The 12,075-nt window shown below is 57.8% G+C and carries 12 protein-coding genes; 8 read left to right on the forward strand and 4 right to left on the reverse strand.

The features are described from left to right. Window positions 1-40: 40 nt before the first annotated feature. The 3 genes from GHO42_RS13900 to GHO42_RS13910 all read left to right on the forward strand — a co-directional run bounded on the left by GHO42_RS13900 (window position 41) and on the right by GHO42_RS13910 (window position 3,111). Window positions 41-412 carry a septal ring lytic transglycosylase RlpA family protein gene (locus GHO42_RS13900; protein WP_095018247.1) on the forward strand — a complete coding sequence of 124 codons (372 nt, stop codon included), beginning with the start codon at window positions 41-43 and terminating at the stop codon, window positions 410-412. Between the two features lie 47 nt (window positions 413-459). After that, window positions 460-1,500, forward strand: a complete 1,041-nt coding sequence (locus GHO42_RS13905; RefSeq protein ID WP_095001120.1) for a calcium/sodium antiporter — start codon at window positions 460-462, stop codon at window positions 1,498-1,500. Between the two features lie 138 nt (window positions 1,501-1,638). After that, on the forward strand, window positions 1,639-3,111 hold the full coding sequence (locus GHO42_RS13910) for a PhoPQ-activated pathogenicity-related family protein (RefSeq protein WP_153326367.1): 1,473 nt from the start codon (window positions 1,639-1,641) through the stop codon (window positions 3,109-3,111). Between the two features lie 2 nt (window positions 3,112-3,113). Here GHO42_RS13910 and GHO42_RS13915 read toward each other — a convergent pair whose 3' ends face one another. Further along, the gene (locus GHO42_RS13915; protein WP_095023081.1) at window positions 3,114-4,055 is read right to left on the reverse strand and encodes an AEC family transporter; all 942 of its coding nucleotides are present in this window, start codon (window positions 4,053-4,055) and stop codon (window positions 3,114-3,116) included. Between the two features lie 64 nt (window positions 4,056-4,119). After that, complete coding sequence (locus tag GHO42_RS13920) at window positions 4,120-4,677, reverse strand: hypoxanthine-guanine phosphoribosyltransferase (protein WP_095001118.1); 558 nt, start codon at window positions 4,675-4,677, stop codon at window positions 4,120-4,122. Window positions 4,678-4,841: 164 nt separating this feature from the next. On the opposite strand from GHO42_RS13920, the gene upp reads away from it, so the two are divergent. Together upp and GHO42_RS13930 are read left to right on the forward strand one after the other, a co-directional pair. Beyond that, window positions 4,842-5,480 carry a uracil phosphoribosyltransferase gene (gene upp, locus GHO42_RS13925; RefSeq protein WP_095001117.1) on the forward strand — a complete coding sequence of 213 codons (639 nt, stop codon included), beginning with the start codon at window positions 4,842-4,844 and terminating at the stop codon, window positions 5,478-5,480. A gap of 1 nt (window position 5,481) precedes the next feature. Then, window positions 5,482-6,759: a uracil-xanthine permease family protein gene (locus tag GHO42_RS13930; protein WP_095001116.1), complete on the forward strand. Its 1,278-nt coding sequence runs from the start codon at window positions 5,482-5,484 to the stop codon at window positions 6,757-6,759. Between the two features lie 106 nt (window positions 6,760-6,865). Here the strand turns inward: GHO42_RS13930 and hemH are convergent, their stop codons facing one another. Together hemH and GHO42_RS13940 are read right to left on the reverse strand one after the other, a co-directional pair. Continuing rightward, on the reverse strand, window positions 6,866-7,891 hold the full coding sequence (hemH, locus tag GHO42_RS13935) for a ferrochelatase (RefSeq protein WP_153326365.1): 1,026 nt from the start codon (window positions 7,889-7,891) through the stop codon (window positions 6,866-6,868). A 13-nt stretch (window positions 7,892-7,904) separates the two neighbouring features. After that, entirely contained in the window at window positions 7,905-8,807 is a 903-nt protein-coding gene (locus tag GHO42_RS13940; RefSeq protein WP_153326363.1) for a TIGR01777 family oxidoreductase, read from the reverse strand. A gap of 192 nt (window positions 8,808-8,999) precedes the next feature. Between GHO42_RS13940 and GHO42_RS13945 the strand changes: the two genes are divergently transcribed. The 3 genes from GHO42_RS13945 to GHO42_RS13955 all read left to right on the forward strand — a co-directional run bounded on the left by GHO42_RS13945 (window position 9,000) and on the right by GHO42_RS13955 (window position 12,068). Further along, complete coding sequence (locus GHO42_RS13945) at window positions 9,000-9,986, forward strand: NAD(P)/FAD-dependent oxidoreductase (protein ID WP_095001113.1); 987 nt, start codon at window positions 9,000-9,002, stop codon at window positions 9,984-9,986. Between the two features lie 172 nt (window positions 9,987-10,158). Next, window positions 10,159-11,127: a DUF523 and DUF1722 domain-containing protein gene (locus tag GHO42_RS13950; protein WP_153326361.1), complete on the forward strand. Its 969-nt coding sequence runs from the start codon at window positions 10,159-10,161 to the stop codon at window positions 11,125-11,127. A 2-nt stretch (window positions 11,128-11,129) separates the two neighbouring features. Further along, entirely contained in the window at window positions 11,130-12,068 is a 939-nt protein-coding gene (locus GHO42_RS13955; RefSeq protein ID WP_095024931.1) for a MerR family transcriptional regulator, read from the forward strand. The last annotated feature ends 7 nt before the right edge of the window (window positions 12,069-12,075 follow it).

Consider the following 12,075-nt stretch of genomic DNA (forward strand, 5'->3'; position numbering starts at 1 on the left):
AGATTTTTGTGGTTATTTCCCGCAACAGAAGGATTCCCCCATGAAGCAGCTACTCGGCGCCTGCGCCCTGCTCAGCTTGCTCGCCGGCTGTGCCAGCCATGACATAGACCCCCGCGGCTATGACAAAACCGGCATTGCCTCCTATTACGGCGCTCGCCACCACGGCAAGCGAACCGCCAGCGGTGAACCTTTCGACCAAAATGCCCTTACCGCTGCCCATCCCGCCCTGCCTTTCGGGACGCGGGTACTGGTCACCAACTTGAGCAACGACAAATCCGTCGTAGTACGCATCAATGACCGCGGCCCGCATACGCGCAGCCGCTTGATCGATCTTTCACGCCAGGCCGCCAGGCAGTTGGATATGCTGCGCAGTGGCACGGCTAAAGTCCGGGTCCAGGGCTTGAGCGACTAAGCGAGGGGGTCACTATTTTCGGCTTGAACGCATTATCTGCGTGGAGCGTGCTGCAACTGTTCGGCGGCCTGGTGCTGTTGATTGCAGGTGCGCAGCTGTTGGTGCGCTGCGCAGAGCACATTGCGAGCAAATTGAAGGTACGGCCACTTCTGGTCGGCTTGACCGTGGTAGCAATGGGCAGCAGCGCACCCCAGATGACGGTCAGCCTGCAGGCCGCGCTCAATGACACCGCGGACATTGCCGTGGGCAGTGTCATTGGCAGCAATATTTTTAACATCCTCGTCACCCTCGGGCTTTCGGCGCTGATTATTCCACTGCGGGTGTCGCGACAGCTGGTGCGCCTGGACATCCCGTTGATGATTCTCGCCAGCATCATGGTGTTTGCACTGGCCCTGAACCATCAACTCGACCGCCTGGACGGCGCACTGTTGCTGGTCGGCTTGCTGGTGTACCTGTTCTTGCTGCTGCACCAATCCCGCCACAGCGGTCACCACCACCCCGGCCGCGACACCCCTCACGCTTCATGGCTACGCACACTCACGCAGATGGGCTGCGCCTTGCTCCTCCTCGGCTTTGCCGGCCACCTGCTGCTGGGCGCTGCCGTCGAGGTGGCGTCAGAGCTGGGCCTGTCCGAACGCATCATCGGCCTGACCATCATCGCCGTGAGTACCTCACTGCCCGAGCTGGCCACTTCCCTGATTGCTGCATTTCGCGGCCAGCGTGAAATTGCGGTGGGCAACGTCATTGGCAGCAACGTGTTTAACCTGCTGGGCGTATTGGGGCTCACCGCCCTGCTGGCGCCCGCGCCACTGTCGGTGTCGCCCAATGCACTGGCCTTCGACCTGCCGGTAATGCTGGGCGTCGCAGCGCTGTGCCTGCCGGTGTTCTATAGCGGCTATCGGGTGACACGGGTGGAAGGCTTGCTGTTTCTCGGTTTGTATCTGGCGTACGGCCTGCACGTAGTGTCATTCACCACCGGTATGCCGCTGGCAGGCAAGCTCGAGCATCTGATGCTGTTTTACATTCTGCCGGCTTTGTTGCTGTTTCTGCTGTTCAGCACTTTGCGTGCATGGCGCCGACAACATTGAGGCGTGGTGACTACCACTTAATGCAGGAACAAAACCTACAACAAAGACAGGTACATCCTGCTGAAGTATTTAGATAACTCCCGTAAACATGGAGGATGCCGCGCGATAACATGCGCCTCTGGTATTTACGGGCCTGCCATGAACTCACTTCGCTCCCTCGTTTTACTCGCCCTCACCTTGCTGACAAGCGGTTGCAGTTACGCATCGGATGCCGCGATGACCTGCTTCATCAACAACGGTCAAGATTTCAGTAAAGTATTGGGCTGCTACAAACAGGCTCAAGCTGATCAGGCGCTGACGCACAAGTTCATCGGCTCAACATTGTTTCCCGGGGTGGAAAGACGTCGCTTCGAGCTTCAGTCCCAGCGCTGGACAGGGCATGACTTCGCTCGCCCGACCGACTGGGTTCACACTGTCGATATCTATATTCCGCACGCTGCATTGAATAGCCAGGCACTGTTGATCGCCAATAACGGGATCAATATCCCTGCAACCGACAAACCCCTGCAACCTTCAACAGACTTTGCCGAAGAAATGGCACTCGGCATTGCCCGGCAAACGCAAACCATTGTGGTCTCTGTCAGCAATATCCCGAATCAGTACCTGACCTATGCCGATGATGACCTGGCGCGTCGCGAAGATGACAGCGTGGCCCATAGCTGGTCTCTGTTTCTAAAAAGCCCTGAGACCCGGCCATTTCTTTCGCTGCACATTCCCATGATGCTCACACTGGTCAAAGCCATGGACCTTGCCCAGCAGGAGCTCAAGCCATGGCAAATAGATCGTTTTATTGCCAGCGGCGCGTCCAAACGGGGGTGGGCGGTATGGATGACGGCGCTGACAGACTCGCGGGTGAGCGCAATAGCCCCCTTTGTTATCGATATTCTCAACACCAAAGCGGTTCTGAAACACACCTATGGTGCTTATGGTAAAAGCTGGCCGATTGCTTTCAATGCCTATCACCACGAAGGCATTACGCAACAGTTAGAAACGGCTGATTTCGACAAACTGATGCAGATAGAAGACCCTCTGCTCTATGTCAAATCATCAACCGACAGGATGACAATCCCCAAGTACATCGTGAATGCCAGCAGCGATGACTTTTTTCTCCCGGACAACGCACGGTTTTATTTTGACGCGTTGCCTGGAACAAAAATGCTCCGTGTCGCACCCAACGCAAACCATTACGGGATAAAGGCATTTATCGAGAGTTCGTTGATTGCTTTTACCAACCGACTGCAACAGAAACGTCCATTACCGACCCTAACAACCATCGAAAAAACCGAATCGGCAAGTTCAAAAATGCACCTTGGGTTTTCTGAACGCCCCACCAAACTGGTTCAATGGCGCGCGTTCAATCTCAATGATCGTGATTTCCGACTGGCCTGCGGTATCAGGTACGAAGCCACCCCGATTGTCATGACCGAAAACAACACGCTTACCGTTGAGTTGAACTCACCCGAAGAGGGCTGGAGCGCCAACTACATAGAGGCCACGATGGCCGACGGCCTGGTCATCAGTACGCCTGTACTGGTTTTGCCGCACACCTATCCGACCTGGACACCCAAACAAATCGGGCCTGCATGCAGAAACCTGAACGATCCAGCCTGAGATTAAATCCAGCCGCCCCACTGCAACACAAAAATCCCGATATTGGTGGTGATAGCCGCCATCAAGGTGGTGATCACGATAATCGCTGCTGCCAGCTCGTGATTACCATTGGCTGCCCGCGCCATGACATAACTGGCAGCCGCCGTAGGGCTGGCGAAGTACAGGAACAAAATCCCCAGTTCCGGCCCGCGAAAACCGCAGATCCAGGCGCCGAGGGTTGCCAGCAGCGGCATGCTGACCATTTTCACCAGGCTGGCGCTCAGCGCCATGTCGCCACTTTTGCGCAGGCTCGCCAATGACAGCGTGCCACCGATGCAAATCAGCGCCAGCGGCAAGGTCATCGCCGCCAGATACTCACCCGATGCCTGCAACCAGCCAGGCAAGCTGATCTTGAACAGCGCAAAGGGCACTGCAGCCAGAACACTGATGATCAGCGGGTTCTTGACCACACTTTTGCAGATACTCCACGGATCGGACTTGATGACCGGGCTATAAACCGCCAATACGATGGTCGACAGGGTGTTGTAGAGCAGGATCACCAGGCCGGCGAGCACTGCCCCCAGTGAAATCCCGTAGTCGCCGTACATGCTGGCCGCCAGAGCCAGGCCGATAACCCCGTTATTACCGCGAAAAGCGCCCTGGGTGTAGATGCCACGATCTTCCCGCGGGCAGCGCCAGATTGACCAGCCCCACGCCAGGGCAAAGCTGAGCAGGGTCGCCGCGACAAAATACGCCAGCACCTTGGGTTGCAAGGCAGCCCTGAGATCGGCGTGCAGAATACCCAAAAACAACAACGCCGGCATGGTGACGTTAAACACCAATGCCGACGCCGTATGGATAAAGTTGTCATTGATCCAGCCCACGCGCTTGAGCACCACGCCTAAAAAAAGCATGGCAAACACGGGAGCCGTAATGGAGAGCGTCTGAAGGAATATAGCCAGCATGTCGGCGCTCTCGTGAAGACAGGACAGGTTGAAGCCTTCCAGGGGTCAGCTTCAACGACCTTTATTACATACCTTTGACGGCATAAATGCCGGCAGCATTACGCCAGTAGCCTTTGTAGTCCATACCATAGCCAAACACGTAACGGTCAATGCAAGGCAAGCCCATGTAGTCGGCCTTCAGGTCAGGACGCGCCTTGCGGTCATGTTCCTTGTCGATCAATACCGCGGTATGCACCTGACGGGCACCGGCGTGTTTGCAGAAATCAACGATCGCGCTCAGGGTGTGACCTTCATCGAGGATGTCATCGATGATCAGTACATGACGGTCTATAAACGAGACTTCAGGCTTGGCTTTCCAGAACAGGTCACCACCCGTGGTTTCATTGCGATAGCGTGTCGCATGCAAATACGACGCTTCAAGCGGAAATTGCAGATGGGTAAGCAGCTTGCCGGAAAAAATCAGGCCGCCGTTCATCACACAAAATACCACTGGATTGGTCTCGGCCATTTCAGCCGTGATTTGCGCGCCAACGCGGGCAATGGCTGCCTCGACTTCAGCTTCGGTGTACAGGCAGTCAGCCTCTCGCATGATTTGACGGATATGCTCGAGATCAGCAGACATGACGCTCTCCAGGGGGTGTTGTGCAAGAAAAGCGGGCAAAGGTACGCATCCGCTTGGCTCAGATCAAGCATTTATGGACTAACGTGCAGTAATGTCTGTAGGACATCACCCCGGATTAGATTAATCTAGGCCGGTTTTTTTGCCTGCCCCCGGAGTTTTTCCCTATGCCTATCCGTGAGATACGCCATCCGCTAATCCGTCACAAACTCGGCCTGATGCGTCGTGCTGACATTAGCACGAAGAATTTCCGCGAGCTCGCTCAGGAAGTCGGCGCGTTGCTGACCTATGAAGCCACCAGTGACCTGACCCTCGAAACCTACGATATCGACGGCTGGTGTGGCACTGTTCAAGTTGAAAAAATCGCCGGTAAGAAAATTACCGTCGTCCCGATCCTGCGTGCAGGTATCGGCATGCTTGAAGGCGTCCTTAGCCTGATCCCGGGCGCCAAGGTCAGTGCTGTCGGCATTGCCCGCAATGAAGAAACCCTCCAGGCCCACACTTACCTGGAAAAACTGGTACCGGAAATCAACGAGCGTCTGGCGATGATTATCGACCCGATGCTGGCCACCGGTTCCTCGATGGTTGCCACCATTGATCTGCTGAAAAAAGCAGGCTGCAAGGAAATCCGCGCCATGGTGCTGGTTGCTGCGCCTGAAGGGATTGCTGCTGTTGAAGCCGCTCACCCGGACGTAACCATCTACACCGCCTCCATTGATGAGCGTTTGAACGAGCACGGCTACATCATTCCGGGCTTGGGTGATGCCGGCGACAAGATCTTCGGCACCAAGCAAAAGGACATTTAACATGCAGGACGAGTTCAACGACCCGCTCTGGCGCCAGATCATATCTGGCGCGCAGATGCTCTTCGTGGCCTTTGGCGCGTTGGTGTTGATGCCTTTGATTACAGGCCTGGACCCTAACGTTGCGCTGTTCACGGCGGGTCTCGGGACTCTGCTGTTCCAGATCGTGACCCGGCGCCAGGTGCCGGTCTTTCTGGCTTCGAGTTTCGCTTTCATTACTCCGATCATTCTCGCCAAGGGTCAGTTCGGCCTGGCCGCGACCATGGGCGGCGTGATGGCAGCCGGTTTCGTGTACACCTTTCTCGGTTTCGCGGTAAAGCTCAAGGGCACCGGCTTTATTGACCGCCTGCTGCCACCTGTGGTGATTGGCCCGGTGATTATCTCGATCGGCCTCGCGATGGCACCCATTGCTGCACACATGGCCATGGGTCGCGCTGAAGATGGCACCGAGCTGATTCACTATCAGACGGCAATGCTGATCTCGATGCCAGCACTGCTGACCACCTTGATCGTGGCCGTATTCGGCAAAGGGATTTTCCGTCTGGTGCCGATCATTGCCGGCGTGCTGGTAGGTTTTGGCATGGCGTTCTACTTCGGTGTTGTCGACACCGCCAAGATCGCCGCCGCCCCCTGGTTTGCGCTACCGCACTTCACCGCGCCCGAATTCAACTGGCAGGCGATTCTGTTTATCGTCCCCGTGGCACTTGCCCCGGCCATTGAACATATCGGCGGTGTCATTGCCGTAGGCAGCGTAACCGGTCGCGACTACCTGAAAAAACCGGGCCTGCACCGCACACTGTTCGGTGACGGCATTGCCACCACTGCAGCCGGCTTGCTGGGTGGCCCACCCAACACCACGTACGCCGAAGTGACAGGCGCGGTGATGCTGACCAAGAACTACAACCCGAAAATCATGACCTGGGCGGCGATCTTCGCCATCAGCCTGGCATTTATCGGCAAGTTCGGCGCACTGCTGCAAAGCATTCCAGTGCCGGTTATGGGCGGGATTCTGTGCCTGCTGTTCGGTTCGATTGCGGCGGTGGGCATGAACACCCTGATCCGCCATCAAGTCGACCTGAGCGAAGCACGCAACCTGGTAATCGTCTCGGTGACCCTGGTATTCGGGATTGGCGGCGTACTAATCGGTACGGGGATGGGGCCTGAGGACTTCGGTCTCAAAGGCATCGCGCTGTGCGCCATTGTGGCGATTGCGCTGAACCTGATCCTGCCGGGCAATGACAGCTGGAAGCACAAGAAAAAAGGTGACGGGCCCGTCATCTGACCTGTAATCCTTGTGGGAGCGGGCTTGCTCGCGATGGCATCACCTCTATCCAACAGATAGACCGCGTTGACTGCATCGCGAGCAAGCCCGCTCCCACAGGGGTTTTCTACAGGGCCAGCGGCGCCCTCTCACACAACGTGTTCAACGCCTGCGCCCACTTCGGGTGGTCATTGAGACACGGCACCAGCACCAACTCCTCGCCACCCGCCTCGATAAACTGCTCGCGTCCGCGATCGCCAATCTCTTCCAGGGTTTCAATGCAATCGGCCACAAACGCCGGGCACATCACCAGAATCTTCTTTACCCCTTGCTTGGCCAACGCATCCAGACGCGCCTCAGTGTAGGGTTCAATCCACTTGGCCCGGCCCAGACGGGACTGGAACGCCACCGACCACTTCCCTTCAGGCAAGCCCATGCGCTCGGCAAAGGCCTGTGCGGTGCGCAGACACTGCGCCCGATAACAGGTGGCAAGTACCGCAGGCGATGCATTCTTGCAGCAGTCATCATTTTTGAAGCAGTGATTGCCGGTCGGATCGAGCTTGTGTAAATGCCGCTCGGGCAAGCCGTGAAAGCTCAGCAGCAAGTGATCGTAATCCTGCTCCAGATGCGGTTGGGCACTTGCCACGAGAGCATCGAGGTATTCGGGCTGATCATAGAACGGTTGCAGGATGGAGAACTGGACAGGCAGCTTTTTGGCCTTTACCACCCGCTTGGCCTCTTCAATCACCGTGGTCACGGTGCTGTCGGCGAACTGCGGGTAAAGCGGCGCCAGAGTGACCTTTTTGATGCCCTGCGCAGCGATACGGGTCAACACGGTTTCAATCGATGGCTCGCCGTAACGCATTGCCAGCTCGACCGGGCCCTGGCTCCACTCTTTGGTCATGGCCTGTTGCAAACGGCGGCTCAGTTCCACCAGCGGCGAACCTTCCTTCCACCAGATCGAGGCATAGGCATGGGCCGATTGCTCGGGCCGCTTGATCAGAATCAGCGACACCAGCAAGCGTCGCACCGGCCACGGCAGATCGATGACGTACGGGTCCATTAAAAACTGATTCAAGTAGCTGCGTACATCCGCTACCGAAGTAGACGCCGGCGAACCCAGGTTAACCAGCAACAGCGCGTGATCGGTCATGCAACTTCCTATTTCAGGGGCGGGCGGCGACATCTTCGAGCGCCGCACGCAAATCGGTGAACTGAAAAGTAAAACCCGCTGCCAGCAGTTTTGCCGGTTGAGCCCGCTGACCACCCAGCAACAAACCGGCCATCTCGCCGAGCAGCACACGTAACACAAAGGCCGGCATGGGCATAAAGACCGGGCGGTGCAACACGCGACCCAGCACCTGAGCAAATTCGCCATTGCGTACCGGATGCGGCGCGCAGGCATTATAAGGACCGCTTGCGGCATTCTCATGCACAAGAAAATCAATCAGGGCGATTTGGTCATTGATATGAATCCACGGCATCCATTGCCGACCATTGCCTATCGGCCCGCCCAGCGCCAGCTTGAACGGCAACAACAGGCGCGACAAAAAGCCGCCTTCGGCCGCCAGCACCAGCCCCGTGCGCACCAGGACCACGCGCACCCCCAAAACCTGTGCCCGCTGAGCGGTCTCTTCCCAGGCAATACACAAGTGGCTAGCGAAATCCTCACTCACCGTCGGCGACTCTTCTGTCAGCTCGCGCTCACCACCGTCGCCATACCAGCCCACGGCCGAACCCGATACCAGCACTGAAGGCTTTTGCGCACGACTTTGCAACCAACCCACAAGGGTCTCGGTCAAGGTGATGCGGCTGCTCCACAACAAAGCCTTGCGCTTGCGGGTCCAGGGCCGATCGGCAATCGGCGCGCCGGCCAGGTTGATCACCGCATCAATCGGCTCCTCACCAAGCTCTTCAAGCAGGGCAATCCCTTTGACCTGGGCACCGCATAATTGAGCCACCTGTTCGGGGCGACGGCTCCACACACTGAGGCGATGGCCTTGCGCCAGCCAGTGACGACAGAGCTGACGCCCTATCAAGCCTGTACCGCCGGTCAGCAAAATGTGCATGAGTTGATCCTCACAAGGAGTTTTATCGGGAGCACTGGTCTATTTTTATATAAAGACCTTTTATCGGTCGTTGAGCTGATTTAAGAATAGGCCACATGGATCTGGAACAAACACTAAAACCTATACTAAAAAACATAATTGTACAGGTATTGCCGACGGCGTAGTCTGTGCAAACAGAGATCGGGGGCCACAATGACTGTACCCATCGCAATTATCGGTGCCGGCATAGCCGGGCTGTCAGCCGCAAATGCCCTGCACAAGGCGGGGCACGCAATTCAACTGTTCGATAAAAGCCGGGGCAGCGGTGGACGCATGTCGAGCAAGCGCAGTGATGTCGGAGTACTGGACCTGGGGGCTCAGTATTTCACCGCACGCGACCGCCGTTTTGTCGATGAAGTCCAGCAATGGCAAGCCGAAGGCTGGGCCGCCGAGTGGGAACCGCACCTGTACCACTATAAAAATGGCCTGTTAAGCCCCTCACCCGACGAGCAAACCCGCTGGGTGGGCACGCCGCGAATGAGCGCCATTACCCGAGGCCTGCTGGGCCATTTGCCCGTGAGTTTCTCCTGCCAGATCACCGACCTTATACGCGGCGAAAAACGCTGGCACTTGCTGGATGCCGAAGGTGAGGAACACGGCCCGTTCAGCCACGTCATCATCGCCACTCCGGCACCACAAGCCACGTCCCTGCTGGCCAGCGCACCCAAGCTCGCAAGCGCTGCTGCCGGTGTGAAAATGGAACCGGCCTGGGCCGTGGCACTGGCGTTCGAATCCCCCCTCGACACGCCCATGGAAGGCTGCTTCGTGCAAGGCAGCCCGCTGGACTGGCTGGCCCGTAACCGCAGCAAACCCGGGCGCGACAGCCAGCCTGACACCTGGGTCCTGCACGCCACCAGTGCCTGGAGCAAACAGAACCTCGACCTGCCCAAAGAGTCAGTGATCGAACATCTGCACGGCGCATTTGCCGAGTTGATGCACTTCCCTACTCCCGCACCGATTTTCAGCCTGGCCCACCGCTGGCTCTACGCCCGCCCTGCTGCGGCGCATGAATGGGGCGCGCTGGCCGACTCCGATCTGGGCCTGTATGCCTGTGGTGACTGGTGCTTGTCAGGTCGCGTGGAAGGCGCCTGGCTCAGCGGCCAGGAAGCAGCGCGACGGCTGATCGAGCATCTGGATTGAAGCCACAACACGTGCCGCAGCAGCTGCCGCAGGAACGAGCAGCTGCTACGCGGGATTAACAACGCTCCAAATACCTGTACAAGAAATTTGACTTGTACAACATCTGGCATATGATGAACTCAAGTTGTACATCACCAAAAAGATGTACAAGTAATTCTTGGAGGTTCGTCACATGCCCAGCCCCGCATCTGCCCGGCACAAACCCAAAATAGCCATCAGCGCCTGCTTGTTGGGGGCTGAAGTGCGGTTCAACGGCGGGCATAAAGAGTCACGCCTGTGCAGCCAGGCCCTGACCCAACACTTCGAATTTGTCCCGCTTTGCCCCGAGGTCGCCATCGGTCTGGGTATTCCGCGCCAGCCGGTGCGATTGGTGGGCAACCCCTTACAACCCCAGGCTGTCGGCACGGTCGACAGCACGCTGGACGTGACCCGGCCCCTGCACGACTACGGCGTGGAAATGGCCGCGGCGCACACCGATATCTGCGGCTACATCTTCATGCAGAAGTCACCGTCCTGTGGCCTGGAGCGGGTCAAGGTGTATCAGGACGGCGGACGCCCTGCCGAACTGAGCGGGCGCGGCATCTACGCCCGGGCATTCTGTGACGCTCAACCCGATTTACCCGTGGAAGAAGACGGCCGTTTGAACGACCCGGTGCTGCGGGAAAACTTCATGACCCGGGTGTACGCCTACAGCGCCTGGCAGGCACTGCTCAAACAGGGCGTTACCCGCCGCTCACTGACCGAGTTTCATGCCCGCTACAAATATCTGCTGATGGCCCATCATCCGGTGCAGTACAAAACCCTCGGCAACCTGCTCGGCAGCCTTGGCAAGCAAGACCCTATGGGCATTGCACTGCAGTACTTCAGCGAACTGATGAAAGCCCTGAAAAAATGCGCCACCCGCCGCACCCACACCAATGTGCTGCAACATATCAGCGGCTACCTCAAGCAAGCCATCAGCGCCGAAGACAAGCAGGAAGTCCAGCAACTGATTGGCCAGTACCTGCATGGCATCGTGCCACTGGTGGTCCCGCTGACCCTGCTCAAGCATCACTTTCGCCTGCACCCCCACCCGTACATCTCGCGCCAGGTTTACCTGCAGCCGCATCCGGAAGACCTCAGCCTGCGTAATGCCATCTGACCATGAATGATGACCTGATCATGTCCAACACCCCTGGTACGGACTACAGCCAGGCACTGGCCGAAGGCTGGTTGCCCATCCGCGAAGTGTCGCGCATCACCGGTGTGAATGCCGTGACCCTGCGTGCCTGGGAACGCCGCTACGGCTTGATCGTGCCGCACCGCACGGCCAAGGGCCATCGCCTGTTCTCGACCGAGCATATCCAGCGCATCCAGCAGATTTTGTTGTGGCTCAACCGTGGCGTGTCGGTCAGCCAGATCAAGCCGTTACTCAACGCGCCGCCGACTCTCGCCCCGGCACCTGACAGCGACTGGCAGGCGTGGCGGCAAACCATGATTGAAGCCATCAGTGAGCTGGCCGAACGCCGCCTCGACGACTGCTTTAACCAGGCAATGTCGCTCTACCCTGCCCGCCCGCTCTGTGAACAACTGCTGCTGCCTCTTTTGAACGAGCTGGAACAACGCTGGCAAGGGCAGTTCGGTGCGCAATTGGAGCGGGTGTTTTTCCACTCCTGGCTGCGCAGCAAACTGGGTGCACGGATTTATCACAACAACCGCTCGCTCAAGGGCGCGCCGGTACTGCTGATCAATCATTCCGACCTGCCCTTCGAGCCGCAACTGTGGCTGACCGCCTTGCTGGTCAGCAGCAGCCACTGCCCGGTCGAAGTCTTCGACGCACCTGTGCCCGGCGGCGAACTGGGCCTGGCTGTCGAGCATTTGAAGCCCCGCGCCGTGGTGCTGTATTCCAGCAAAACCCTCAATACCCATCAACTGCCCCGACTGCTGCAGGGTATCGACTGCCCGATCCTGATCGCCGGACCGACGGTATGCATCCACTTCGACCAGTTGTCCGTAAGTACAACCGAGATCGCAGGATTGTATCTGGCCCACAACCCGGTAGAGGCCCATCAACGCCTCAGCCAACTCGGCCTTTATCGCTAGGAAATGA

Origin of the sequence: Pseudomonas sp. FSL R10-0056 (assembly GCF_009600105.1) — a bacterium.
GTDB lineage: Bacteria > Pseudomonadota > Gammaproteobacteria > Pseudomonadales > Pseudomonadaceae > Aquipseudomonas > Aquipseudomonas bubulae.

Bases quoted from the DNA above. Each gene is read 5' to 3' on its own strand.
- GHO42_RS13940 (WP_153326363.1), bottom strand. From the start codon at position 8,807: ATGCACATTTTGCTGACCGGCGGTACAGGCTTGATAGGGCGTCAGCTC.
- GHO42_RS13945 (WP_095001113.1), top strand. From the start codon at position 9,000: ATGACTGTACCCATCGCAATTATCGGTGCCGGCATAGCCGGGCTGTCA.
- GHO42_RS13915 (WP_095023081.1), bottom strand. From the start codon at position 4,055: ATGCTGGCTATATTCCTTCAGACGCTCTCCATTACGGCTCCCGTGTTT.
- GHO42_RS13930 (WP_095001116.1), top strand. From the start codon at position 5,482: ATGCAGGACGAGTTCAACGACCCGCTCTGGCGCCAGATCATATCTGGC.
- GHO42_RS13920 (WP_095001118.1), bottom strand. From the start codon at position 4,677: ATGTCTGCTGATCTCGAGCATATCCGTCAAATCATGCGAGAGGCTGAC.
- upp (WP_095001117.1), top strand. From the start codon at position 4,842: ATGCCTATCCGTGAGATACGCCATCCGCTAATCCGTCACAAACTCGGC.
- GHO42_RS13900 (WP_095018247.1), top strand. From the start codon at position 41: ATGAAGCAGCTACTCGGCGCCTGCGCCCTGCTCAGCTTGCTCGCCGGC.
- GHO42_RS13910 (WP_153326367.1), top strand. From the start codon at position 1,639: ATGAACTCACTTCGCTCCCTCGTTTTACTCGCCCTCACCTTGCTGACA.
- hemH (WP_153326365.1), bottom strand. From the start codon at position 7,891: ATGACCGATCACGCGCTGTTGCTGGTTAACCTGGGTTCGCCGGCGTCT.
- GHO42_RS13955 (WP_095024931.1), top strand. From the start codon at position 11,130: ATGAATGATGACCTGATCATGTCCAACACCCCTGGTACGGACTACAGC.
- GHO42_RS13950 (WP_153326361.1), top strand. From the start codon at position 10,159: ATGCCCAGCCCCGCATCTGCCCGGCACAAACCCAAAATAGCCATCAGC.